The sequence below is a fragment of the Antribacter gilvus genome, from assembly GCF_003946865.1.
GTDB classification, from domain to species: domain Bacteria; phylum Actinomycetota; class Actinomycetes; order Actinomycetales; family Cellulomonadaceae; genus Antribacter; species Antribacter gilvus.
Genome location: NZ_QXTH01000003.1, coordinates 349760 through 372564 on the forward strand (window position 1 = coordinate 349760; position 22805 = coordinate 372564).

Genomic DNA, 22805 nt, shown 5'->3' on the forward strand with positions numbered 1-22805 from the left:
TCAGGCGCATCCCGCGGGGATGTCACAGACGTGCGGGGCCCGCCTCTCTCTCGGGAGGCGGGCCCCGCACGTGCGTGGGTCCGGAGGTCGGTTCGGAGCAGGAGGGAGTGTCGGTGAGGGCCGCTAGGGTCGGTGGCGTGACGGAGACCGGTGAGGACCAGGTGGGCATCGAGCGGACGCAGGGCGTCCCGGTGCTCTCCGTCGACCTCGGGCCCGGGGTGCGCGCCTTCTTCACCACGAGTGCGGGCGGGGTCTCGCCGGCGCCGTGGGCCGCGGGCCGGGGCGGAGGGCTCAACCTGGGCCTGGGGGTGTCCGACGACGTGGACCGGGTCCGTGAGAACCGTGCGCGCGTGGCGTCTGCGGTGGGAGCGCCCGTGGTGTTCGTCACGCAGGTGCACGGTGACGGCGTCCTGACGGTCGGCTCCGCCGAGCGTGACGCGTGGTCGGCCGAGACGCCGCCCACCGCCGCGGGGGACGCCGACGCCCTGGTCACCGCGGAGGCCGGGCTCGGCCTCGGGGTGCTGGTGGCGGACTGCGTGCCCGTGCTGCTGGCGGACCCTGTCGCACGGGTGGTCGGCGTGGCGCACGCCGGGCGCAAGGGGGTGCTCGCAGGCGTGGTGCTGCGCGCGCTCGACGCGATGGTGGCTCGCGGGGCCGAGGCCTCCCGGATACGGGCCGTCGTCGGGCCGGCGGTGTGCGGTCGCTGCTACGAGGTGCCCGCGGCGATGCGCGACGAGGTGGCTTCGGCGGTTCCGGAGACGTGGTCCACCACGACGGTCGGGACCCCGGGGCTGGACCTCCCGGCGGGTGTGCTGAGCCAGCTCGCGGCGCGGGGTGTGACGGCCGAGGACCTGGGTCGCTGCACCGTCGAGGACGCCGCTCTGTACTCACACCGCCGGGCGAGCGCGGCGGGCACCACCACGGGCAGACAGGCCGGGGTGGTGACCATCTTCGGATGAATAGGGCTCTGACCTGCGAAAACACACCTTTGTCATTTCAGCGGGCGTTCGCTGAACAAGTTTGGCAAAGTTGGTCATGGCTCGGCGTGTCGCTCTTCGGGGCCGGATCGCGCCAGGTTACTTTTGTCAAGCGCCGCGGGTGATCCGCAGCGATTCGTGAGCTTCGTAAGAAGTCAGGCGACGAACGGAGTTGGGAGCGATGGCCGGAGCGCTTCGCAAGACCATGCTGTACCTGGGCCTCGCCGACGACCAGGGCGAGCAGGACGAGTACTTCGACGAGTACGACGACCTGGAGGACAACGTGCAGGACCACCGCCACGCCCAGGTCACGCCGCTGCACCGGGACGGTGTCACGCGGGAGGCCCCGCTGACGACCTCCGAGCTGCGCCGCATCACCACGGTGCACCCGCGGTCGTACAACGACGCGCGCGTCATCGGCGAGGCTTTCCGCGCCGGCACGCCCGTCATCATGAACCTGTCGGACATGGACGACTCGGACGCGAAGCGGCTGGTGGACTTCTCCGCCGGCCTGATCTTCGGCCTGCACGGCTCCATCGAGCGGGTCACCAACAAGGTCTTCCTCCTCTCGCCGGAGCACGTCGAGATCACGGGCGAGGAGAAGGTGGCGGAGAAGCCGGCCGCCCGCGGAGGCTTCTACAACCAGAGCTGACAGAGCACCTCAGGACCTGGTGCTTCCGGCCGCCCAGGACCTGCCTGCTCCCGACGGGGTGCCCGCTCGCGCGGGCGCCCCGTCGTCGTGTCCGGCGGTCCTTGCCGGGTGCTGGCGGCGGTCCGCGCGGGGGCCTCGGCGCGGCGCGCGGCGGATCGCCGTGGCGGCGCAGGGGCCCGGCGCGGCGCGCGGCGACGCGCCGTGGCAGGGAACTCTCCGGTCCGTCGCGTAGTTTTGTCCTCGTGACCTGGTTCTGGGACCTCCTGTCCTTCCTGCTCTTCCTCTTCCTGCTCTTCCTCATCGGACGCCTGGTCTTCGACTGGGTGCAGGTGTTCGCCCGCGAGTGGCGGCCACGGGGCGTGCTCCTGGTGGTGGCGGAGGCCGTGTACTCCGTCACAGACCCGCCGCTGCGCGCCCTGCGGCGCGTGATCCCGCCGCTGACGATCGGCCAGTTCCGCATCGACCTGGCGTTCCTGGTGCTGTTCCTGCTGGTGTCGCTGATGATGAACCTGGTGATCCCGGCGCTGCGGATGGCGACGTCCTGACGTCCGCTCCGGACGGGGTCTGTGATCAAATCGTGTCCACGGTGGCTCCCGGTGTCCGGTCCGGGGGACGTCCGCTACCGTGGACTCTCGACGGCAGACGCGCGGCTCAGCAGCGCCGACGCGTCCGATAACCCGTTCCCGACGCTCTACAGCTACGAGGTGACACGATGGCACTGCTGACGGCAGAGGACATCCTCAACAAGAAATTCTCGGCGACGAAGTTCCGCGAGGGCTACGACGTCGAGGAGGTCGACGACTTCCTCGACGAGGTCGTCAGGACGTTGAGCGCGGCCCAGGAGGAGAACGAGGGTCTGCGCACCAAGCTCGCCGCCGCCGAGCGGCGCATTGCGGAGCTGTCCCGTGGCGAGGCCGCGGCACCGCGCCCTCAGCAGGCCGCCGCCCCGCTCGCCGCCCCCAAGGCGCCGCACCCCGAGCCGGAGTCGGCCACGGGGATGCTGCAGCTGGCCCAGAAGCTGCACGACGACTACGTGCGCTCAGGCCAGGAGGAGGGCGACCGGCTCATCGCCGAGGCCAAGTCCGAGGGGGCCCGCATCGTGCGGGACGCCGAGGAGACCTCGCACCGCACGCTGTCGCAGCTGGAGCAGGAGCGGTCGCTGCTCGAGCGCAAGATCGACGAGCTGCGCCTCTTCGAGCGGGACTACCGCACGCGTCTGAAGAGCTTCCTGCAGAACCTCCTGGGTGACCTGGACGCCAGGGGATCGGCTCTTCCGCCGCGCGGCAACGCGCCCGCAGGGCGTCCGGCCGAGATGGCGCAGGGCGGCATCTGACCTGATCGGGGACGGAGACGCCCGGCCGGGCCTCACCTCGCGGCCGGCCCTCCGCCCCCCGACGAAACCCACCGGCCCGCACAACGGGTCGCGCCCAGGCGGCGCGTCCCGTTGTGCGGGCCGGTTCGTGTGCTTACGCTTCGGGGACCAAATCCCGGGCATGAAGAGGGGAATCATGACCAAGCTCTCGACGACCACGCGGGCCGCCCTGAAGCAGGAGTTCCCGAACCTGGCTCGGGACGTGAAGTCCTTCCCGGTCCGTGACGGGGAAGAGCCCTGGACCCTCCGCGAGGCGGAGGAGCAGGCTGCCCTTCTCCTCGAGGAGAAGGAGCGGCTCGAGGGCGAGCTGAAGGCGGCTGACGCGGAGCTGAGCGACCTGCTCCGCAACTCCGGTGACGGTGCCGGTGACGACCAGGCGGACTCCGGGTCGAGCGCGCTCGAGCGCGAGCAGGAGCTCACTCTGGTGAACAACATGCGGGACCTGCTCGACCAGACCAAGCACGCCCTCGACCGCATCCGCAACGGCACCTACGCCACGTGCGAGATCACCGGCCTGCCGATCGGCAAGGCGCGCCTGCAGGCCTTCCCGCGGGCCACGCTCTCGGTCGAGGCCAAGGCACGCGAGGAACGCCGCTAACCGCCGGGTGCAGGCGGGCATGGCAGACTTGCGGGCGATGTCTACCCCCGCCGAACCCGTGCCCGCCGAACCCGTCGCCACCACGGAGACCGCCGCCGTGCCCGGCACCACGCCTGACGGTGCGCCCGACGAGGCCGCCCCCCGCCCGCGGGCCAGCCGCGTCCTCGTGACCTGGACCGCGGTCCTGGCCGCAGCCGTACTGGCTGCCGACCAGCTCACCAAGTGGTGGGCCGAGTCGTCGATGTCGGTGGGTGACGCGCCGATCCCGCTGGTGGGCGAGCTGCTGCAGCTGCGCCTGATCTACAACCCGGGCGCCGCGCTCTCGATCGCGACGGGCATGACGTGGCTCCTCACGATCGTCGTGGCGGTCGTCGTCGTCGTCATCGTCCGGATGATCGGCCGGATCGGCTCGCGGGGCTGGGCGGTGGCGCTCGGCCTCCTGCTCGGTGGCGCCGTCGGGAACCTTGTGGACCGGCTCCTGCGTGATCCCGGCTTCGCCCGCGGGCACGTGGTGGACTTCATCGACTACGCCGGCTTCTTCGTCGGCAACGTGGCCGACATCGCGATCGTCGCAGCAGCCGTCCACATCGCGATCCTGTCGCTCCTCGGCATCGGCCTCGACGGCCGCCGCGACGATGACAGCAAGGACGCGGGGACGACGTCGGGCGAGAAGGCGGACCCGCCGAAGCCGGACGCGGACTGATGCCGCTCCGCACCCTGCCCGTCCCGGACGGGCTCGCCGGCGAGCGGGTCGACGCGACCCTCGCCCGCATGCTCGGCTTCTCCCGCACGCGTGCGGCGGAGCTCGCCGAGTCGGGCGCCGTCCGGCTCGACGGCAAGGAGGTCGGCAAGTCCGACCGCGTGCCGGCCGGCGGCTGGCTCGAGGTGGACGTCCCGGACCCGGTCGACCAGGCCCTGGCAGTCGTCGCGGAGCCGGTGCCCGGCATGGGCATCGTCTACGACGACGACGACCTCGTGGTGGTCGACAAGCCGGTGGGCGTCGCCGCGCACCCGTCCCCGGGCTGGACCGGGCCCACCGTGGTGGGCGCGCTGGCCGCCGCGGGCTACCGGGTGTCGACGTCGGGCGCGGCGGAGCGGCAGGGGATCGTGCACCGGCTCGACGTCGGTACGTCCGGGCTGATGGTCGTCGCCAAGAGCGAGGCCGCGTACACCGGGCTGAAGCGCGCCTTCAAGGAGCGCACCGTCGACAAGGTGTACCACGCGCTCGCGCAGGGGCACCCGGACCCCACCAGGGGCACCATCGACGCGCCGATCGGGCGGCACCCCACCTCGGACTGGAAGTTCGCCGTGACGGCCGACGGCAAGCCGTCGGTGACGCACTACGAGGTGCAGGAGATGCTGTCGGCGGCCTCGCTCGTGGAGGTGCACCTCGAGACGGGGCGCACGCACCAGATCCGCGTGCACTTCGCGGCCCTGCGGCACCCGCTGGTGGGCGACCTGACGTACGGGGCGGACCCGGTGCTCGCCTCGCGCGTGGGCCTGACGCGCCAGTGGCTGCACGCGGTGCGGCTGGGGTTCGAGCACCCGCTCACGAGCCGGTGGGTCGAGGTGTCGAGCGAGTACCCGGAGGACCTGGCGCACGCGCTCGAGGTGGTCCGCGCCGCGTACCGCTAGTCCTGTGAGAAGGGCCTCGGCGCGTACGCCCGGGCGTGTCGGAGTGGCGTCCTAGACTCGCTGCATGCCGACAACCGCCGAGGACTTCGTCCATCTCCACGTCCACACCGAGTACTCGATGCTCGACGGCGCGGCGAAGATCGGCGAGCTCTTCGACGAGGTGGAGCGCCTGGGTCAGAAGGCGATCGCCACCACGGACCACGGCTACATCTTCGGCGCCTACGAGTTCTGGGCCAAGGCGAAGGCCAAGGGCATCAAGCCGATCATCGGCGTCGAGGCGTACGTGACGCCGGGCACCAGCCGGTTCGACCAGACGCGCGTCCGCTTCGGCCAGCCCGGCCAGGAGAGCGACGACGTGTCGGCGCGCGGTGCCTACACGCACATGACGCTGCTGGCGCGCACCACGGAGGGCATGCACAACCTCTTCCGCGCCAGCTCCCTGGCCTCGCTCGAGGGCCAGATGGGCAAGTGGCCCCGCATGGACCGGGACCTGCTGCAGCGCTACGGAGCGGGGCTGACGGCGACGTCGGGCTGCCCGTCGGGCGAGATCCAGACCCGCATGCGGCTGGGCCAGTTCGACGAGGCGGTGCGCGCGGCCGGCGAGCTGCAGGACATCTTCGGCAAGGAGCACTTCTTCATCGAGCTCATGGACCACGGGCTCGACATCGAGACGCGCGTGACCAAGCAGCTCCTGGAGCTGTCGAAGACGATCGGCGCCCCGCTCGTCGCCACGAACGACCTGCACTACGTCCGCGAGGAGGACGCCTCGTCGCAGGAGGCCCTGCTGGCGATCAACTCCGGTTCCACGCTGGACGACCCGAACCGGTTCAAGTTCGACGGCACGGGCTACTACGTGAAGTCCGCCGCGCAGATGCGCAAGATCTTCGCCGAGGTGCCGGAGGCGTGCGACAACACGCTGCTCATCGCGGAGCAGTGCGACGTGGAGTTCAACACGTCGGCCAACTACATGCCGCGCTTCCCCGTCCCCGAGGGCGAGGACGAGACCAGCTGGTTCATCAAGGAGGTCGAGCGCGGCCTGCACGCCCGCTACCCGGCCGGCATCCCGGACGACGTGCGCAAGCGCGCCGACTACGAGACCCAGATCATCATCCAGATGGGGTTCCCGGGGTACTTCCTCGTGGTCGCCGACTTCATCAACTGGGCCAAGGACAACAGGATCCGCGTGGGACCGGGACGTGGCTCCGGCGCCGGCTCCATGGCCGCCTACGCCATGCGGATCACCGACCTCGACCCGATCCCGCACGGTCTGATCTTCGAGCGGTTCCTCAACCCGGACCGTGTGTCCATGCCTGACTTCGACGTCGACTTCGACGAGCGCCGTCGCGGTGAGGTCATCAGGTACGTCACCCAGAAGTACGGCGAGGACCGCGTCGCGCAGATCGTCACGTACGGCACCATCAAGGCCAAGCAGGCCCTCAAGGACTCGGCGCGCCTCCTCGGCATGCCCTACGCCATGGGCGAGAAGCTCACCAAGGCCATGCCGCCGGCCATCATGGGCAAGGACATCTCGCTCGGCGGCATCTTCAACCCCGAGGACAAGCGCTACAACGAGGCGGAGGAGTTCCGCCAGGTCCACAACAGCGACCCCGAGGCCCAGCGGGTCGTCGAGCTGGCCCGCGGCATCGAGGGCCTGAAGCGCCAGTGGGGCGTCCACGCCGCCGGCGTCATCATGTCCAGCGACCCGCTGATCGACATCATCCCGATCATGCGGCGCCCGCAGGACGGCGCGGTCATCACGCAGTTCGACTACCCCACGTCCGAGGGCCTCGGCCTCATCAAGATGGACTTCCTGGGGCTGCGCAACCTCACGATCCTCGACGACGCGCTCGAGAACATCGTCCTGAACGGCAAGCCGCCCCTCGACCTCGAGGCGCTGGAGCTCGACGACGTCGAGACGTACCAGCTCCTCGCCCGCGGTGACACCCTCGGGGTGTTCCAGCTCGACGGCGGCCCCATGCGCTCGCTGCTCCGGCTCATGAAGCCCGACAACTTCGAGGACATCTCCGCCGTCCTGGCGCTGTACCGCCCCGGCCCGATGGGCGTGAACTCGCACACGAACTACGCGCTGCGCAAGAACGGCCAGCAGGAGATCACCCCGATCCACCCGGAGCTCGCCGAGCCGCTCTCCGACATCCTGGACACCACCCACGGCCTCATCGTGTACCAGGAGCAGGTCATGGCCACGGCCCAGCGGGTCGCCGGCTACACGCTCGGCCAGGCCGACCTGCTGCGTCGCGCCATGGGCAAGAAGAAGAAGTCCGAGCTGGACAAGCAGCAGGAGATCTTCTTCGGCGGCATGACGGAACGTGGCTTCTCGAAGGAGGCCCAGCGTCAGCTGTGGAACGTCCTCGAGTCGTTCGCCGACTACGCGTTCAACAAGGCGCACACCGCCGCGTACGGCCTCGTGTCCTACTGGACCGCGTACCTCAAGGCGCACTACCCGGGCGAGTACATGGCCGGGCTCCTCACCAGCGTGCGGGACGACAAGGACAAGTCGGCCCTCTACCTCAACGAGTGCCGCCGCATGGGCATCACGGTGCTCCCGCCGGACGTGAACTCGTCGTCGGCCAACTTCACCGCCGTCGGCAAGGACATCCGCTTCGGCCTCACCGCGGTGCGGAACGTGGGCAGCAACGTCGTGGACGCGATCGTGGCGAACCGCGAGGAGAAGGGCGACTTCACGTCGTTCCAGGACTTCCTCGACAAGGTGCCAGCCGTGGTCTGCAACAAGCGCACCATCGAGTCACTGATCAAGGCCGGTGCGTTCGACTCGCTCGGGCACACGCGGCGCTCGCTGCTCGTCATCCACGAGCAGGCGGTGGACGCGGTGATCAGCGTGAAGCGCAAGGAGGCGGAGGGACAGTTCGACCTTTTCGCCGGCTTCGGCGGGGGCGACGACGAGCCGGGGCTCAGCTTCTCGATCGACGTGCCCGACCTGCCCGACTGGGAGAAGAAGCAGAAGCTCACGTTCGAGCGCGAGATGCTGGGCCTCTATGTCTCCGACCACCCGCTGTCGGGCCTGGAGCACGTGCTGTCCCGGGCGGCCGACACGTCCATCGCGGCGCTCATGGCCGACGAGCACCGGCCGGACAACTCGGTGGTGACCGTCGCGGGCCTGCTCACGTCGGTGCAGCGCAAGATGAGCAAGAACGGCAACCCCTGGGCGGCCGTCACGATCGAGGACCTGGAGGGCGCCGTCGAGGTCATGTTCTTCGGCGAGACCTATCTGGCCTACTCGACGGTCCTGGCCGAGGACCAGGTGGTGGTGCTGCGCGGCAAGGTACGCCGCCGCGACGAGACCATGCAGCTGCAGGCCATGGAGGTGGCGCTGCCCGACATCACCACGACGAACGACTCGCCGCTCGCCGTCACCGTGCCGCACAGCCGCGCCGTCGAGCCGGTGATCGTGCGGCTCCGCGAGGTGCTGGCCACGCACCCCGGCTCGGCCGAGGTGCACGTGGCGGTCGCCGAGCCGGGCAAGCGCACCGTGGTGCGGGCGGCCGACACGCTGCGCGTGGAGAAGTCGCCCGCGTTGTTCGGCGACCTCAAGGCGCTCCTCGGTCAGAACTGCCTGTCGTGACGGGGCGCCCTCCGACGACCGGGCGCGACGTCTCGGCCGACCACCGGTTCCGCGTGGTGCCCGCCGCCTACGTGCTCCTGCGCCGGGAGGGCCAGGTGCTGCTCCAGCTGCGGCAGGGCACCGGCTACCTGGACGGGCACTGGGCCGCCGCGGCGGCGGGGCACGTCGAGGAGGGCGAGTCCGTGGTGCAGGCCGCCGTGCGGGAGGCCCGCGAGGAGCTCGGCATCGACGTGGACCCGGCGGACGTGCGCCCGCTCACGGCGATGCATCGCGGCGACCCCACCGGACCGGCCCTGGAGCAGCGTGTCGACTTCTTCTTCGAGGTGACTCGCTGGTCGGGCACCCCGGAGCTCCAGGAGACCGACAAGGCGGCGGGCCTGGCGTGGTTCTCGTTCGTCGCGCTGCCCAGCCCCGTGGTGCCGCACGAGCTGGCGGTGCTGCGCGCGCTGCACGACGGGCACGTGCCGCCGGTGATGACGTTCGGCTTCTGACCTCAGCGTCCCCGAGAACAACCGCCACCGAGAACAACATTGCGCAGGCAACCCGGCCGGGTTGCCTGCGCAATGTTGTTCTCGCGGAGCTACCGGGTCAGTGGAAGCGGCCCCGCACAGCCTCGCCGTGCGCCGGGAGGTCCTCGTCGTTCGCGACCGCCACGATGCCGTCGGCCACCTCGGCCAGCGCCTCGCGCGTGTACTCGATGACCTGCACCGACTTGAGGAAGCTGTGCACGCCGAGCCCGCTCGCGAAGTGGGCGGAGCCGCCTGTCGGGAGCACGTGGTTCGAGCCGGCCATGTAGTCGCCGAGCGACACGGGCGACCACGGCCCCACGAACACGGCGCCCGCGTTGCGCACCTGTGCGGCCACGGCGGCGGCGTCCTCGGTCTGGATCTCGAGGTGCTCCGCTCCGTAGGCGTCGACGACCTCGAGGCCGGCAGCGACGTCGTCGACCAGCACGATCGCGGACTGACGCCCGCCGAGCGCCTGCGCCACACGGGTGGTGTGCTTGGTGGCCGAGGCCAGGTCGACCAGCCGGGCCTCCACGGCGCCCGCCAGCTCGGCCGACGGCGTGACCAGGACCGACGCCGCCAGCGGGTCGTGCTCCGCCTGGCTGATGAGGTCGAGGGCGACGTGACCGGGGTCGGCCGTGGCGTCGGCGAGGACGGCGATCTCCGTGGGGCCTGCCTCGGCGTCGATGCCCACCACGCCGCGCACGAGCCGCTTCGCGGTGGCGACGTACACGTTGCCCGGCCCGGTCACCACGTCGACCGGGTCGCAGAGGACCTCGCCGTCCTGCGGCTCGCTGCCCACGGCGCCGTAGGCGAACATGGCGATCGCCTGGGCGCCGCCCACGGCGTAGACCTCGTCCACGCCGAGGAGGGCGCACGCCGCGAGGATCGTCGGGTGGGGCAGGCCGCCGTGGTCCTTCTGCGGCGGGGACGCCACGGCGAGGCCGGGCACGCCCGCCTCCTGCGCCGCGACCACGTTCATGATCACCGACGACGGGTACACCGCGAGCCCGCCGGGCACGTACAGGCCCACGCGCTGCACCGGGATCCAGCGCTGGCGCACGACGGCGCCGGGCGCCAGCTCGGTCGAGTGGTCCGCTGGAAGCTGCGCCGCGTGGACGATGCGCACCCGCCGGATCGCCTCCTCGAGCGCGGCGCGGACCGCCGGGTCGAGCTCGGCCAGCGCGGTGTCGAGGGCGGCCTTCGGCACGCGGAGGTGCTCGGGGCGCACGCCGTCGAGGCGCTCGGCGAGGGCGCGCAGGGCTGCCGCGCCGCCGGTCCGCACGTCGTGCAGGATCGGCTCCACCACATGCACAGCCTCGTCGACCCCCAGGTCGGGACGAGGGAGGATGTCGAGCAGGGCGCGGCGCGAGAGGCGCCGCCCGCGGAGATCGATGCGCTGGATCACGCGGCCAGTCTATTTCCCGCCGGGCCGGGCCGGCGGCGACGTCTCACCGGTCCCGGAGCGGGCCCGCCGTGCGCCGGGGGAGAATGAGGTCATGTCTTCCGTCCCAGAGATCCCGATCCGCTACGACATCATCCGGCTCGGCCAGTTCCTCAAGCTCGCCGACCTCGCCGAGTCCGGCACCCACGCCCGCGACCTCGTCGCCGAGGGCGAGGTCAGCGTCAACGGCCAGGTCGAGACAAAGCGCGGACGCCAGCTCGTCCCCGGCGACGTGGTCTCGGTGGCGACGCCGCAGGGGGTGAGGGCGGCCCAGGTGGGCTGAGCGCCGCGACGGCGGGCCGCCGGCCCGTCGTCCGTGGGTCCCGCCGTCCGCGGGCCCCGCAGCCCGCCGGGCTACGACGCCATGTACGTGGACGCCATGACCTTGTCGGGCGTCAGCCGCAGCACCACCCGCTGCGAGTTCTCGGGCAGCGGGCGGTAGCGGCGCGCATAGCGCTCGACGGCGGTGGCGATCTCCGCGGGGTCCTCGTTCACCTCGATGGTGCCCTCCAGGGTGATCCAGCGACCGCCCTGCACCTGGCAGATCGCACCCCGCGCCGGGGTCCCGTCCGGCCGGGGCGCAGCGTTGCGCGCCTTGACCGACTCCCGGTTCGTCGTGATCCGCACCACCCCGTGCTCCGGGTCCCACGTGAACGCGACCGGCACCACGTGGGGCGAGCCGTCCTCGCGCAGCGTCGTGAGGGTGGCCAGGTGGCGCTCCGTCACGAAGACGAGCTGTTCGGGGTTCAGGCGGATCACGAGCCACGAGTCTAGAGGGCCCGGTGCCCACCGCACCCCTCGGAGGCGCGGCGGGGCCGGTCAGCGGCCGTCGTCGGCGACCGGCAGCTCCCGGTACACCGGCAGGTACTCGGCGAACAGCGCGTCCCAGTCGGCCTGCGGCCGCCCGGCCAGGTCGGCGTCGAGCTGGTCGAGGAAGTCGTGCCACCCGGCGCCGTAGCCGCGCGCGGCAGCCTCCGGCAGCGCCCGGTGCTCGAGCGTGAGCAGAGCGGCGTCACCCTGCCCGACGGCGGACGTGGTCACCTCGACCTCCGACGTGGCCTGCCCGCCCGGCGCCTCCCAGGTGATCAGCAGCCGGCGCCCCGGCTCGCACTCGACCACCCGGCCCCAGTTGCGGGCCTCGCTCTCCGGGTCGCCGCCGGTCAGGTCGATGACGAAGTCGCCGCCCGCCCGTAGGTCGCCGGTGAGCTCGCCCATCCACCGGACGACCCGCTCCGGCCGGGTCAGGGCGTCCCACAGGTCGACCGGGGTGGTGGTGAAGGTGCGCTCGAAGCGGACGGCGAGCGCGGGGCCGCCGTCGGGCAGCGAGCCGCCGGCCGGGGCCAGGCGGCGCAGGGCGCCGAGGTTGGGGGTGGTCATGCGTCCTCCTGGGGGTGGCGCTCGCGGTGACCGCGGGCGATCTCGGTGTCGAGGGCGTCCAGGCGCTGGGTCCAGAAGGCCGCGACGGAGGCGAGCCAGTCCTGGGTGTCGCGCAGGGCGCCGGGCTGGAGCGCGTACACGCGGCGCTGGGCGTCCGTGCTGCTCGTGACCAGGCCCGACTCGCGGAGCACCCGCAGGTGCCGGGAGGTGCCGGGCTGGGAGAGGCCGCGCTCGTCACGCAGCGTGTCGGCAAGCTCGCCGGCGGTGCGGGGACCGTCGGCGAGGAGCTCGACGACGCGGCGCCGGACGGGATCGCCGAGGGCGTCGAGAGAACGGGCCGCGGTGGAGCTCATGGAACGATCGTATGCGTGAGGCGTTATATAACGCAAGCCGTATCTACACTCGCGGGCCCGCCGAGACAGCGAGTCTGTCGGACGGGCTGGCTGTCTCGGCGACGCGGGGCTGGGGCACTCGGCCCGTCGTCGTACGCCCGGCCCGGACCCTGTGGAACCATGGGGCGGTGGTCCTCCCCGCCTCCCCGCCGAGCCTTGACGCGGCTGCCGTGCGCCGCCTGGTCGGCGCCGCGGCCTACGAGCGCGGGCTGGACTACCAGCGATCGGGCCGTGTCCTCGACTGGACGTGGCGGGCCAGGACGCGCGAGCTCGGCGCGCGGGTGCGGGGGAGCGGGCGCAGCGTCTACACCTGCCTCGTGACGTTCGACGTGGCGCGCTCCGGCCGGTACGAGGTGATCGCTGCCGACTGCTCGTGCCCCGTCGGGACCGACTGCAAGCACGTGGCCGCGACGCTCATCGAGAGCGGCGTGGCGGCGGAGGAGGACCCGGCGGAGGCGGCCGGACACCCGCGCCGCGCCACGTGGCGCGACGCCCTCGGCCGGGTGACGGCGGGACCCGCTCCCGGAGCGGCGGGCGGCGACCTGACCGCCGGGCTCCGCGTCCGGCTCACGGGCGCGTCGGCGGTGCTCCCCGGCGCACCCCCGCCGGCGATCGCCGTGCGCCCCGCGCTGCGCACCGGTTCCGCGAGGTGGACCGCGGGGTCCGAGGCGTCGTGGGACCGGCTCCGCTACGGGTACGGGCTGCCGCTGGGCCCGCAGGTCCGGGAGTGGTTCGCCGAGCTCGCCGACCTGGCCGCGAACCGCGGCGGCCGCTACCGCCTGCCCGCCTGGGTGGACCTCGAGGACCTCGGGCGCGCCGTCTGGACGCACCTGGAGCAGGCGGCGGACCTGGGGATCGAGCTGGTCGGCGCGGCCAAGGGCGAGACGGTGCGCCTCGCGCGGCAGGCCGAGGTCGTGGCCGAGGCCTCGTCCACCGGCGACGGCGGGCTCCGTCTCGCGCCCGCGCTGCGGTTCGACGGCGTCCGGGTCGCGGCGTCGGCCTTCGGGGCGGCGGGCCCGGCCGGGCTCTTCGCCGTTGAGCCGCACGACGGCGGCCAGGTCCTCCTGCTGGGGCCGGTGCGCGGGGCGCTGACCGTCCCGCAGCGGGAGCTGCTCGCGCTGCCGGAGACCGTGGTCCCGCCCGCGGACGTCCCGGAGTTCCTCGGCGAGGTCTACCCCTCGCTGCGGCGCCGGGTCGGCGTCCGGTCCGACGGCACGGTCGACCTGCCCGAGCCGCCGCGGCCCGTGCTCGTGGCGCACGTGCGCTACGAGTCGCCGGCCCGGGCGGGCGTCAGCTGGGAGTGGGAGTACGGCAGCGCTCGGCGCCCCTTCGGGCCCGACGACGCGGACCCGCTGCGCGACCCCGGGCTGGAACGGGCGATCCTCGGACGGGTCGAGGACGCGGTGCGGCAGGCCGACGGGTTCGGCGGCTTCGCCGTGGCCGAGGCGCGCGACTTTCTCGGCCTGGCCGCGCTGGACCTCACGCGGTCGGTCGTGCCGGTCCTGCGCGGGCTGGGCGACGTCCGGGTCGACGCCGAGGACGTCCCCGCCTACGCGGAGCTCGACCAGCGTCCGGTGGTGGGCCTCGCCGCGGCGGCCACCAACGACCACGACTGGGTCGACCTCCAGCTCTCCGTGCGCGTCGACGGCCGGGAGATCCCGTTCCGGCCGCTCTTCGAGGCCCTGGTGCGTGGCACCGGCCGGCTGCTGCTCGTCGACGGTTCCTGGATGCGCACCGACCGGCCGGTGTTCGACAAGCTCCGCGACCTGATCGACGAGGCGAAGCGCCTGAGCGACAACCCGACGACCCTGCGGCTCAGCCGGTATCAGGCAGGGCTGTGGGGAGAGCTGGAGGAGGTCGCCGACGTCGTCGAGCAGTCGGACGCGTGGCGGCGCTCCGTCGGTGACCTGCTGGCCCTCGTCCGTTCGGGCGAGTCTCCGGGCGACGACCCGCTGACCACGGCCGTGCCGGTGCCGGTGGGGCTCAAGGCCGAGCTACGGCCCTACCAGCAGCACGGCTTCGAGTGGCTGACGTTCCTCTGGGAGCGAGGGCTCGGCGGGATCCTCGCCGACGACATGGGGCTCGGCAAGACGGTGGAGACGCTCGCCTTCCTCGCGCACGCGCGCGCCGAGTCACCGGCGGCGAGCCCGTTCCTCGTGGTGGCGCCCGCCTCGGTGGTGAGCAACTGGGCGGCGGAGGCCGAGCGGTTCACCCCGGACCTTCGGGTGGTGGTCCTGCCCACCACCGCGGCGAAGGCCGGCACCACCGTCGCGGAGGCGGCCGCGGGGGCCGACGTCGTCGTCACCTCCTACGCGATCTTCCGCCTGGACTTCGAGGCGTTCGCCGACGTCGCGTGGAGCGGGCTCGTGCTCGACGAGGCCCAGTTCGCGAAGAACCACCAGACCCGGGCCAACGAGTGTGCCCGGCGGCTGCGGGCGCCGTTCAAGGTGGCGATCACCGGCACGCCGCTCGAGAACAACCTCATGGAGCTGTGGGCGATGCTGGCGATCGTCGCGCCCGGGCTGTTCCCGTCGGCGGGCAGGTTCCGCCTGGAGTACGTCCGGCCGGTCGAGGCCGCCGCCCGTGACGCCGCCCTCAGCCCGGGGGCGCGCGACGCGTCGGTGGCCAGGGCGGGAGCCGCGACCCTGGCCAGGCTCAGGCGCCGGGTGCGGCCGCTGCTTCTGCGCCGCACCAAGGAGCAGGTGGCCCCGGAGCTGCCCGCCCGTCAGGAGCAGGTGCTCCGGGTGACCCTGGACCCGCGGCACCGGCGCGTCTACGACACGCACCTGCAGCGCGAGCGGTCCCGGATGCTCGGCCTCCTGACCGACTTCGACGCGAACCGGGTCGCCATCTTCCGTGCGCTCACGACCCTGCGGAGGCTGGCCCTCGACGCCACCCTCGTGGACCCGGTGGCGTACCGGGGGGTGCGCTCCGCCAAGCTCGAGGTGCTGGAGGAGCAGCTGGTCGAGCTCGCCGCCGAGGGGCACCGGGCGCTGGTGTTCTCCCAGTTCACGTCGTTCCTCCAGCGGGCTGCGGACCGGTGCCGCCAGGCCGGGCTCGACGTCGAGTACCTTGACGGGTCCACGACCGACCGCGCCGAGGTGATCCGCCGGTTCAAGGACGGCACCGCGCCTGTGTTCCTCATCAGCCTCAAGGCCGGCGGGTTCGGGCTGAACCTCACCGAGGCCGACTACGTCTACCTGCTCGACCCGTGGTGGAACCCCGCCACGGAGGCGCAGGCGATCGACCGGACGCACCGCATCGGCCAGACGCGCAACGTCATGGTGTTCCGGCTCGTCTCCGAGGGGACCGTCGAGGAGAAGGTCATGGCGCTGAAGCAGCGCAAGGCTCAGCTCTTCGACGCCGTCCTCGGCGACGACGAGGGCGTGTTCTCGGCCTCGCTCAGCGCCGACGACGTGCGCGGCCTGCTCGACGCGATCTGACGCCGGGGCCGGGCCTCGCCGGGGCCGGGCCTCGCCGGGCCCGCCGGCCCGGCCGGACCCGGCCCGTCCAACCCCCGTCGGCTACCGCACCCCCAGCACGAACGGGTAGACCGCCGACGCCCCTGCCTGCCGCAGGAGCCGCGACGCGACGGTGACCGTCCAGCCGGAGTCCGTGTAGTCGTCGACGAGGAGCACCGCGCGGCCGGGCAGCCCGCGGAGCGCGGGCTCGCCGAGCTCGAGCTGCAGCCGACGCATCACCCCGGCGAGCCGCATCGCCGAGTTCACGTCGTGCCGGCCGGGCTCCTCCTGGCCGGGGACGGGGCCGACGGCGCCGATCAGGGGGACCCCGAGGTACTTCGCCAGCCCGGTCGCGAGGTGGAAGGTGAGCTGCGGGCGGGTCACCGACCGGACCGCCACGACGCCCTGGACGAGCAGCCGTCCGGGGGTGGCCTCGTCGGCCGGGGCGTCGCCCGGCGGGGCGTCGCCCTCGTCACTCACGGGTGCCGCCTCACGCAGCGCCGCCCAGTCGTCGAGGACCCGGGCGGCGGCGCGGCGCAGCGGCACCGGCACCTCGCCGTCGGGCGCACCGGGGGCGAGCAGGTCGCGCAGGGGACCCGACCAGCCGAGCCCGTCGAGCCGGGCCACGGCCCGCCCGGGCTCGGCCTGCTCCCCGGCCGGGATGCGGCCCTTCACGTCGAGCCCGAGGGTCGACAGCCCGGTGGGCCACATGCGGCGCGACTCGATCTCGACGCCCGGCCGGTCCATCTCGGCACGCGCCTCGGCGATCGCCTCCGCGTCCGGCGCGTCGGGCAGGTCCACGCCGCCGCACCGGTCGCACCGCCCGCACTCCCAGCCCGGCTCGAGCTGCGGGTCGTCGAGCTGCGCGCGCAGGTAGGCCATGCGGCACCCGGGCGTCGCGACGTAGTCGACCATCGCCTGCTGCTCGGCCGCGCGGGTCGCGGCGACCCGCTCGTACCGCTGCGCGTCGTAGACCCACTCCTGACCGGTGGCGACCCAGCCGCCCTGGACCCGCTTCACGGCGCCGTCGACGTCGAGCACCTTGAGCATGGTCTCGAGCCGGGACCGGCGCAGGTCCACGTGCGCCTCGAGGGCGGCCGTCGACAGGGTCCCGCCGGCGCCCTGCAGCGCGGCCAGGGTGGCGCGCACCTGGGCCTCGGCCGGGAACGCCTGCTCGCCGAACCAGTCCCAGATCGCCTTGTCCTCCTGCCCCGGGAGGAGCACCACGACGGCCCGGTCCACGCCACGTCCCGCACGACCGACCTGCTGGTAGTAAGCGATCGGGGACGAGGGAGCGCCGAGGTGCACCACGAACCCGAGGTCGGGCTTGTCGAAACCCATGCCGAGCGCGGACGTGGCCACGAGGGCCTTGACGCGGTTCTCCTTGAGGTCGGTCTCGAGCTGCTCGCGCTCGGCGGGCTCCGTGCGGCCCGTGTAGGCGGAGACGGCGAGCCCGTGCCCGCGCAGCTGCTCCGCGACCTGCTCCGCCGCGGAGACGGTGAGGCAGTACACGATGCCCGACCCGTCGACGTCCTGGAGCGTCTCCGCCAGCCAGGCCACGCGCGTGGGCTGGTCTCCCAGCTCCAGCACGGCGAGGTGCAGGGACTCGCGGTCCAGCGCGCCACGCAGCACGAGCACGTCCTCCGCCGTTGCGCCGCCCGACACCCCGAGCTGCTCCGCCACGTCGGCGGTCACGCGCGCGTTGGCCGTGGCCGTCGTCGCCAGCACCGGGATGCCTGGCGGCAGGTCCGTCAGCAGGGTGCGGATGCGCCGGTAGTCCGGCCGGAAGTCGTGTCCCCAGTCGCTGATGCAGTGCGCCTCGTCGATCACGACGAGGCCCGCGTCGGCCGCCAGGCGCGGCAGCACCTCGTCGCGGAAGCCCGGGTTGTTGAGCCGTTCGGGGGAGCAGAGCAGCACGTCCACCTCCCCGCGCCCGATCGCCGCGTGGACCTCGGCCCACTCGGTGACGTTCGCGGAGTTGATGGTGACGGCCCGGATCCCGGCGCGCGCCGCGGCCGCGATCTGGTCGCGCATGAGGGCGAGCAGCGGTGACACGATGATCGTGGGCCCGGCACCTCGCGCGCGCAGCAGGCGGGTCGCGACGAAGTACACCGCCGACTTGCCCCACCCGGTGCGCTGGACCACGAGCGCGCGGCGCCGGAACGCGGTCAGCGCCTCGATCGCCAGCCACTGGTCCTCGCGGAGCACCGCGTCCTCGCGCCCCACGAGCTGGCGGAGGGCGACCTCGGCCTCGTCGCGCAGCGTCCCGCCCTGGCCCGCCCCCTCCATCAGGTCGCGCAGCATCGCCAGCTTCGCCGCCTTCGCCGCCTCGGGCGAGACAGGCGCGGCGGCGCCGGGTCGCCGGGGGGCCGCAGCCCGGCCGGCGGGCGCCGCGCCGGGCGCGTCGGACGTGGGCGGCTCCCCGAAGTCGTCGGGGGGCTCGTCCATCGCGAAGGGGAGGTCGGCGAACGGGTCCGAAGAAGTCACGTGTCGATCGTAGGGGCGACCACCGACGCTCGGGCCGGTCGGCGGTCGCCACCTGTGGACAACCCGCGCTACTCGTCCAGGTCGATGGTCCCGTCCCGACGCCCGGCCTCGCCGAAGAGCGTGAAGCCGAGCGCGGCGAGCGCGAACCATCCGGCACCGGTCAGGAACGCCCACAGCAGCGGTTCCCCGACGGCGCCCGGCCCGCCGCCGGCCTGGAGCGCCCGGACGCCGTCGAGCCCGTGGGTCATGGGCAGCGTCTGCGCGAGGGCCTGTACCCACCCCGGCCACGTCGCGACGGGGACGGTGACGCCGGTGACGAGCATCACCAGCGTGTGGGCGACGTTGCTCACGATGTTCCGCCACCGCGGCCCGCGCAGCACGACGGCGGCGAGCGAGAGCGCGACCCCGTACATGGCGCAGGCGGTCAGGAGCACGGTCAGCCCGGCGGCGACGGCGGCGCCCACGGTCCACGTCACGCCGAGGAACGGACCCACCACGAACAGCGCGACACCCGACGTGGCCACGCCGCTCGGGATCCACTGCAGCGACCTGCCCACGAACACCGGCCACAGCGGCCCCGGGGCGGACACCAGCAGGGCGAGCGTGCCGGTGCTGCGCTCCCAGGTCGTCGAGGCGACGGACATGAACACCTCGACGACGGCCACCATGACCGCCTGGCCCACGAAGAGCCGGACGAGCGCCTCGCGGTCGTCGAGGAGCAGGCCGATGATCGCGAAGAAGACCACCTGGGTCACGATGCGGCCCAGCCATCCGACGGACCAGGTCAGTGGCGTGTAGACGGTGCGCAGGTCGGCGAGAGCGACCCGCGACGCGGCGGCCACGATCCGGCCGGGGCTCGGCCTCCGCCCGGGGCTCGGCCTGCGGACGCTGCCCGTGGCCTCCGGGGCAGGGGTGGTGAGCTCAGGCATGCGCGAGGCTCCCGGTCCGGCGGACACGCTGCAGCGTGCGCCCGAGCAGGCCATGGGCGACGACGTACCCGGCGGCGCCGAGCCCGACGACCGCGGCCAGCCGGGCTCCGAGGCCGACCACGGGCCCGGCGGCCAGCGCGTCCCGCAACAGGTCCGACGACCACGACAGGAACACCAGCCGGGAGGGCCACTCGACCCAGGTGGGCAGGAGCGACACCGGAACGAGCACGCCACCGAGCACGTAGAAGGGGTAGCTGAGCGAGTTCTGGAAGGTCCGCGCCGAGCGGGCGAGCACGAAGACGCACGCCATGACCCCTGCCCAGCCGGTCATCGCGAGGGCGGTCAGCCCCAGCACCAGGAGGAAGACCCAGGGATGGGCCACGTCCACCGGGGAGCCGGTGAGCGCCCAGCCCACGGCCCAGGCCTCGGCGAAGGCGACCAGGGAGACGGCGACGACCGCGAGGACGCGCCCCCCGAGGAGCGCCGCGAACGGCGCGGGCGCGGCCAGCAGCGCCTCGAGCGACCCGTTCTCCCGGTCCTTGGCGATCAGCTCGCCGGCGGTCTGCAGGCTCATCTGCCAGAGGGCGATCAGGGCGGGCGCCAGGACGCCGTACGCGGTGAGGTCGCCGCGACCGGCGTGCAGGAAGATCGTCACGAAGACCGCGGTGGTCAGCGGCGCAGTGAACAGTGCGAGGAACCAGTCGGGCGTGCCCCGCATCTGCCGCAGCTGCACCACGACCCCTGTCGCCACGGTCCGCACCACGCTCACGAGCCCACCCGCATCCCGCGCCGGTTCCCGTCGCCGTCCGTCCCCAGGAGGCCCAGGTAGACCTCCTCCAGGGACGGCGGCCCCGCGGTCACCGAGGTGTGACCGGCGGCGAGGATCGCGGCCATCACCTGCCCGACGACGTCCTGGCCCCCCTCCACGTCGACGTCGAGCGTGCGCCGGGCCGGGTCGTGCGTCGTCAGGACGCCGGGGAGGTCCAGCGGCCCGGCGAGCGCGCGGGCGTCGGCGACGTCGTGCACCCGGATACGGCTCCCGCGCGCGAGGAGTCCGCGCACGTCGCCGGGAGTGCCTGTCCCGACGACCCGGCCGTGGTCGACGAACGTGACCGTGTCGCAGACCGACTCCGCCTCGGCCATGTCGTGGGTGGTCAGGACGACGGTGCGCCCCTCGGTACGCAGCTCGCCCACGAGGGCGCGGAAGTCGTGCGCCGAGACGGGGTCCATGCCGACGGTCGGCTCGTCGAGGAGGAGGAGCGGCGGGTCGGCGACGAGGCCGCGTGCCAGGTGGACCCGCTGCTTCATGCCGCGGCTGAACGTCTCGACCAGGCTGTCCGCCCGGTCGGCCAGCCCGAGCCGGTCGAGCAGCGCCGAGACCCGGGTACGGGTCTCGCGCCGGCCGAGGCCGTGCATGGCGCACCAGAACTCGAGGTTCTCGCGGGCGGAGAGCCGCCCGTACAGCCCGCGCTCGCCGCCGAAGACGATGCCGATCTCCCGGCGGACCTCCGCTGCGTCCCGGACGACGTCGAAGCCCAGCACGCTCGCGCGGCCCGACGTCGGCAGCAGCACCGTGCACGCGATCTTGCAGAGCGTGGTCTTGCCGGCGCCGTTCGGCCCGAGGAGACCGTGGACCCCGCCGGCCGGCAGCCGCAGGTCCACGCCGTCGAGGGCGGTCACCGGCGCCTTGCCCCGCGGGGTGAACACGCGGGTCAGCGACTCCAGGTGGAGGGCGTCGGGCGGGGACGTGGTGGCGGCCATGGCGCCAGGATGGTGGGCGCCGGAATCATGGCACTAGTCAATACTACGTAGATGAGCCGGTTCCGAGACCTCCTCCACCTGAGCCGCGCGGCCTGGCTCCGCGGCGACGCGGCGGCCACCTGGCGGTCGCTCGACGAGGCGGAGGCGCTCGCGGGCGACGACCCGGCGCTCCGCGCGGAGGTGCTCGCCGCCCGGAGCGTGGCCCTGGTGCGGGCGGAGCGGATGGCCGAGGCGCGGCTCGTCGCTGAGGCGGCGACCGCGCTGGCGGCCACCGTGCCCGGTCCGAGCGCCGGCCTCCGGGCCGCCGTCGCGCACGCCACGGTGAGCCGGAACGTCGTCGAACCCCCCGAGGGATGGGACGCCCACGGGCTTGCGGCGGCGCTGGCCGAGCTCGACCGCATCGCCGTCGCGCGCGAGCCCGAGCTGCTGGACGCGGCGTCACGCGCGATCACGAACGGCCTGGTGCTGCGGATGGACGACGCCTGGCGGACCCTCGGCGCGGGACCGGGGCCCGTCCACTCGCGCGCGTGGGAGTGGGTGGGCCGGGCCCTGACGCTCGCCCACGACCTGCCCGACCCGGGCACCGTGCTGCGCCAGGCCGTGGACCTGGCGTGGCACACCGGGCAGTGGGAACGGGGCTGGGAGCACGCCCGGACCCACCTCGACCGCGAGACCCAGCGCAACGAGCTGGTGGCCGTGCTCGCCAAGGGCGCCACCTTCGCCTGGGAGGCAGGACGGGACGCCGACGCGCGGGAGCTCGGACGCCGGGCCGTGGCGTCGAGCGTCGCCGTCGACCACCCCTGGGTCCGGGTCTACGCGTACCTCGGCGGGGTGATCGCCGCCGCCGCGGGCGGTGGTTCGCTCGCGGCGGCCCTCCGCGCCTACGCGGCCTGCACCGACCGGGCGGGGCACGCGTCCCGCCGGGGCCGGGCGTGGCACGCCGCCCTCGTGGCCCTCGACGCCGGCCATCCGCCCGACGACGTGCGCGCGTTCCTCCGGCGGGTGGTCCCGGGCGGGCTGGGCCCACCGCGCCGCGAGGCGCTGGCACGCCTGCTGCTGGCCGACGCCGAGGACCGGCCCGCGGGCGCCCTCCCGGCCCCCGCGTGGGCGCACGACTCCGGGTCGCCCGGCCCCGGGGCGCCCGACGCCGACGCCCTGCTCGACACCCTGGACCTGCCCTCCCTCCCCGCGACCGACCAGGCCCGTGCCCTCCTCGCGCTCGCGCGGCGGGAGCGCCTCCACGGACGGGACGGCGCGGCCGCCGCGCACCTCGTGCGCGCCCGCACGATCCTCGCCGCCTGGCCCGGCCGCGTGTCGGCGCGGGTCGAGCGAGAGGTGGGCGCCGTCGTCGGACACCTGGCGGCCACGCCGGCGCAGCGGCGGGTGCTGGACCTGCTCGTCGAGGGCTGGAGCAACGCAGCCGTCGCCGCCGCCCTCGGCCTCAGCGAGCGGACGGTGGCGGTGCACGTGTCGGCCCTGCTGCGGGCGAACCGGGCGACCTCCCGCACCGAGCTCGTCGCGCGCGAGCTGCGCCGCCGGGCGCTCGCCGGGGACGGCCCGCCAGGGACGTTCGGTGGGCGGACTCACATCCGTCCGCCGTGACAGCCTCCGTA

20 protein-coding genes are annotated in these 22805 nt (G+C 73.5%); 12 read left to right on the forward strand and 8 right to left on the reverse strand.

Annotated elements, in window-relative coordinates; genetic code table 11:
* The first annotated feature begins 137 nt into the window (after positions 1-137).
* The 9 genes from pgeF to D1350_RS07365 all read left to right on the forward strand — a co-directional run bounded on the left by pgeF (position 138) and on the right by D1350_RS07365 (position 9326).
* On the forward strand, positions 138-959 hold the full coding sequence (pgeF, locus tag D1350_RS07325) for a peptidoglycan editing factor PgeF (protein ID WP_240643943.1): 822 nt from the start codon (positions 138-140) through the stop codon (positions 957-959).
* Between the two features lie 199 nt (positions 960-1158).
* Positions 1159-1629: a cell division protein SepF gene (locus D1350_RS07330; RefSeq protein WP_125775309.1), complete on the forward strand. Its 471-nt coding sequence runs from the start codon at positions 1159-1161 to the stop codon at positions 1627-1629.
* 242 nt (positions 1630-1871) lie between these two features.
* Positions 1872-2174: a YggT family protein gene (locus tag D1350_RS07335; RefSeq protein WP_125775310.1), complete on the forward strand. Its 303-nt coding sequence runs from the start codon at positions 1872-1874 to the stop codon at positions 2172-2174.
* Between the two features lie 167 nt (positions 2175-2341).
* Entirely contained in the window at positions 2342-2962 is a 621-nt protein-coding gene (locus tag D1350_RS07340) for a DivIVA domain-containing protein (RefSeq protein WP_125775311.1), read from the forward strand.
* A gap of 175 nt (positions 2963-3137) precedes the next feature.
* Positions 3138-3599, forward strand: a complete 462-nt coding sequence (locus tag D1350_RS07345) for a TraR/DksA family transcriptional regulator (protein WP_125775312.1) — start codon at positions 3138-3140, stop codon at positions 3597-3599.
* Between the two features lie 37 nt (positions 3600-3636).
* Positions 3637-4302, forward strand: a complete 666-nt coding sequence (gene lspA, locus D1350_RS07350) for a signal peptidase II (protein WP_125775313.1) — start codon at positions 3637-3639, stop codon at positions 4300-4302.
* The gene (locus tag D1350_RS07355; RefSeq protein ID WP_125775314.1) at positions 4302-5234 is read left to right on the forward strand and encodes an RluA family pseudouridine synthase; all 933 of its coding nucleotides are present in this window, start codon (positions 4302-4304) and stop codon (positions 5232-5234) included. The genes lspA and D1350_RS07355 overlap by 1 nt, the downstream gene beginning before the upstream one ends.
* A gap of 64 nt (positions 5235-5298) precedes the next feature.
* A complete protein-coding gene (gene dnaE, locus D1350_RS07360; RefSeq protein WP_125775315.1) occupies positions 5299-8835 on the forward strand; it encodes a DNA polymerase III subunit alpha in 3537 nt (1178 codons plus the stop codon).
* Positions 8832-9326: an NUDIX hydrolase gene (locus D1350_RS07365; protein WP_125775316.1), complete on the forward strand. Its 495-nt coding sequence runs from the start codon at positions 8832-8834 to the stop codon at positions 9324-9326. The genes dnaE and D1350_RS07365 overlap by 4 nt, the downstream gene beginning before the upstream one ends.
* A gap of 97 nt (positions 9327-9423) precedes the next feature.
* On the opposite strand, the gene hisD is transcribed toward D1350_RS07365, so the two are convergent.
* Entirely contained in the window at positions 9424-10749 is a 1326-nt protein-coding gene (gene hisD, locus D1350_RS07370) for a histidinol dehydrogenase (protein WP_125775317.1), read from the reverse strand.
* Between the two features lie 91 nt (positions 10750-10840).
* On the opposite strand from hisD, the gene D1350_RS07375 reads away from it, so the two are divergent.
* Entirely contained in the window at positions 10841-11068 is a 228-nt protein-coding gene (locus D1350_RS07375; RefSeq protein WP_125775318.1) for an RNA-binding S4 domain-containing protein, read from the forward strand.
* A 71-nt stretch (positions 11069-11139) separates the two neighbouring features.
* Here D1350_RS07375 and D1350_RS07380 read toward each other — a convergent pair whose 3' ends face one another.
* Genes D1350_RS07380 through D1350_RS07390 form a run of 3 tightly spaced genes read right to left on the reverse strand, consistent with a single transcriptional unit; the run spans position 11140 to position 12515 of the window.
* Complete coding sequence (locus D1350_RS07380; protein ID WP_125775319.1) at positions 11140-11544, reverse strand: pyridoxamine 5'-phosphate oxidase family protein; 405 nt, start codon at positions 11542-11544, stop codon at positions 11140-11142.
* A gap of 60 nt (positions 11545-11604) precedes the next feature.
* Positions 11605-12162 (reverse strand): SRPBCC family protein, encoded by a 558-nt coding sequence (locus tag D1350_RS07385; RefSeq protein ID WP_125775320.1) that lies wholly within the window; start codon positions 12160-12162, stop codon positions 11605-11607.
* The gene (locus D1350_RS07390) at positions 12159-12515 is read right to left on the reverse strand and encodes an ArsR/SmtB family transcription factor (protein ID WP_125775321.1); all 357 of its coding nucleotides are present in this window, start codon (positions 12513-12515) and stop codon (positions 12159-12161) included. Before D1350_RS07390 ends, D1350_RS07385 begins: the two co-directional genes overlap by 4 nt.
* Before the next feature lie 167 nt (positions 12516-12682).
* On the opposite strand from D1350_RS07390, the gene D1350_RS07395 reads away from it, so the two are divergent.
* Positions 12683-15997, forward strand: coding sequence for a DEAD/DEAH box helicase (locus tag D1350_RS07395; RefSeq protein WP_164545063.1), 3315 nt, complete (start codon positions 12683-12685; stop codon positions 15995-15997).
* An 81-nt stretch (positions 15998-16078) separates the two neighbouring features.
* Here the strand turns inward: D1350_RS07395 and D1350_RS07400 are convergent, their stop codons facing one another.
* From D1350_RS07400 to D1350_RS07415, 4 genes are all read right to left on the reverse strand, one after another.
* Entirely contained in the window at positions 16079-18319 is a 2241-nt protein-coding gene (locus tag D1350_RS07400) for a RecQ family ATP-dependent DNA helicase (RefSeq protein ID WP_125775415.1), read from the reverse strand.
* 251 nt (positions 18320-18570) lie between these two features.
* Complete coding sequence (locus tag D1350_RS07405) at positions 18571-19431, reverse strand: ABC transporter permease (protein WP_164545064.1); 861 nt, start codon at positions 19429-19431, stop codon at positions 18571-18573.
* A complete protein-coding gene (locus tag D1350_RS07410) occupies positions 19424-20200 on the reverse strand; it encodes an ABC transporter permease (protein ID WP_125775324.1) in 777 nt (258 codons plus the stop codon). Before D1350_RS07410 ends, D1350_RS07405 begins: the two co-directional genes overlap by 8 nt.
* Positions 20197-21192, reverse strand: a complete 996-nt coding sequence (locus tag D1350_RS07415) for an ABC transporter ATP-binding protein (RefSeq protein ID WP_125775325.1) — start codon at positions 21190-21192, stop codon at positions 20197-20199. Before D1350_RS07415 ends, D1350_RS07410 begins: the two co-directional genes overlap by 4 nt.
* Positions 21193-21243: 51 nt before the next feature.
* Between D1350_RS07415 and D1350_RS07420 the strand changes: the two genes are divergently transcribed.
* On the forward strand, positions 21244-22794 hold the full coding sequence (locus tag D1350_RS07420) for a helix-turn-helix domain-containing protein (protein WP_206074451.1): 1551 nt from the start codon (positions 21244-21246) through the stop codon (positions 22792-22794).
* Positions 22795-22805: the final 11 nt, after the last annotated feature.

Excerpts from the sequence above, each read along its gene's own strand:
- D1350_RS07420 (WP_206074451.1), top strand. The coding sequence starts at position 21,244 with ATGAGCCGGTTCCGAGACCTCCTCCACCTGAGCCGCGCGGCCTGGCTC.
- lspA (WP_125775313.1), top strand. The coding sequence starts at position 3,637 with ATGTCTACCCCCGCCGAACCCGTGCCCGCCGAACCCGTCGCCACCACG.
- dnaE (WP_125775315.1), top strand. The coding sequence starts at position 5,299 with ATGCCGACAACCGCCGAGGACTTCGTCCATCTCCACGTCCACACCGAG.
- D1350_RS07415 (WP_125775325.1), bottom strand. The coding sequence starts at position 21,192 with ATGGCCGCCACCACGTCCCCGCCCGACGCCCTCCACCTGGAGTCGCTG.
- D1350_RS07375 (WP_125775318.1), top strand. The coding sequence starts at position 10,841 with ATGTCTTCCGTCCCAGAGATCCCGATCCGCTACGACATCATCCGGCTC.
- D1350_RS07405 (WP_164545064.1), bottom strand. The coding sequence starts at position 19,431 with ATGCCTGAGCTCACCACCCCTGCCCCGGAGGCCACGGGCAGCGTCCGC.
- D1350_RS07400 (WP_125775415.1), bottom strand. The coding sequence starts at position 18,319 with ATGCTGCGCGACCTGATGGAGGGGGCGGGCCAGGGCGGGACGCTGCGC.
- D1350_RS07340 (WP_125775311.1), top strand. The coding sequence starts at position 2,342 with ATGGCACTGCTGACGGCAGAGGACATCCTCAACAAGAAATTCTCGGCG.
- D1350_RS07390 (WP_125775321.1), bottom strand. The coding sequence starts at position 12,515 with ATGAGCTCCACCGCGGCCCGTTCTCTCGACGCCCTCGGCGATCCCGTC.
- D1350_RS07355 (WP_125775314.1), top strand. The coding sequence starts at position 4,302 with ATGCCGCTCCGCACCCTGCCCGTCCCGGACGGGCTCGCCGGCGAGCGG.
- D1350_RS07330 (WP_125775309.1), top strand. The coding sequence starts at position 1,159 with ATGGCCGGAGCGCTTCGCAAGACCATGCTGTACCTGGGCCTCGCCGAC.
- D1350_RS07385 (WP_125775320.1), bottom strand. The coding sequence starts at position 12,162 with ATGACCACCCCCAACCTCGGCGCCCTGCGCCGCCTGGCCCCGGCCGGC.
- D1350_RS07345 (WP_125775312.1), top strand. The coding sequence starts at position 3,138 with ATGACCAAGCTCTCGACGACCACGCGGGCCGCCCTGAAGCAGGAGTTC.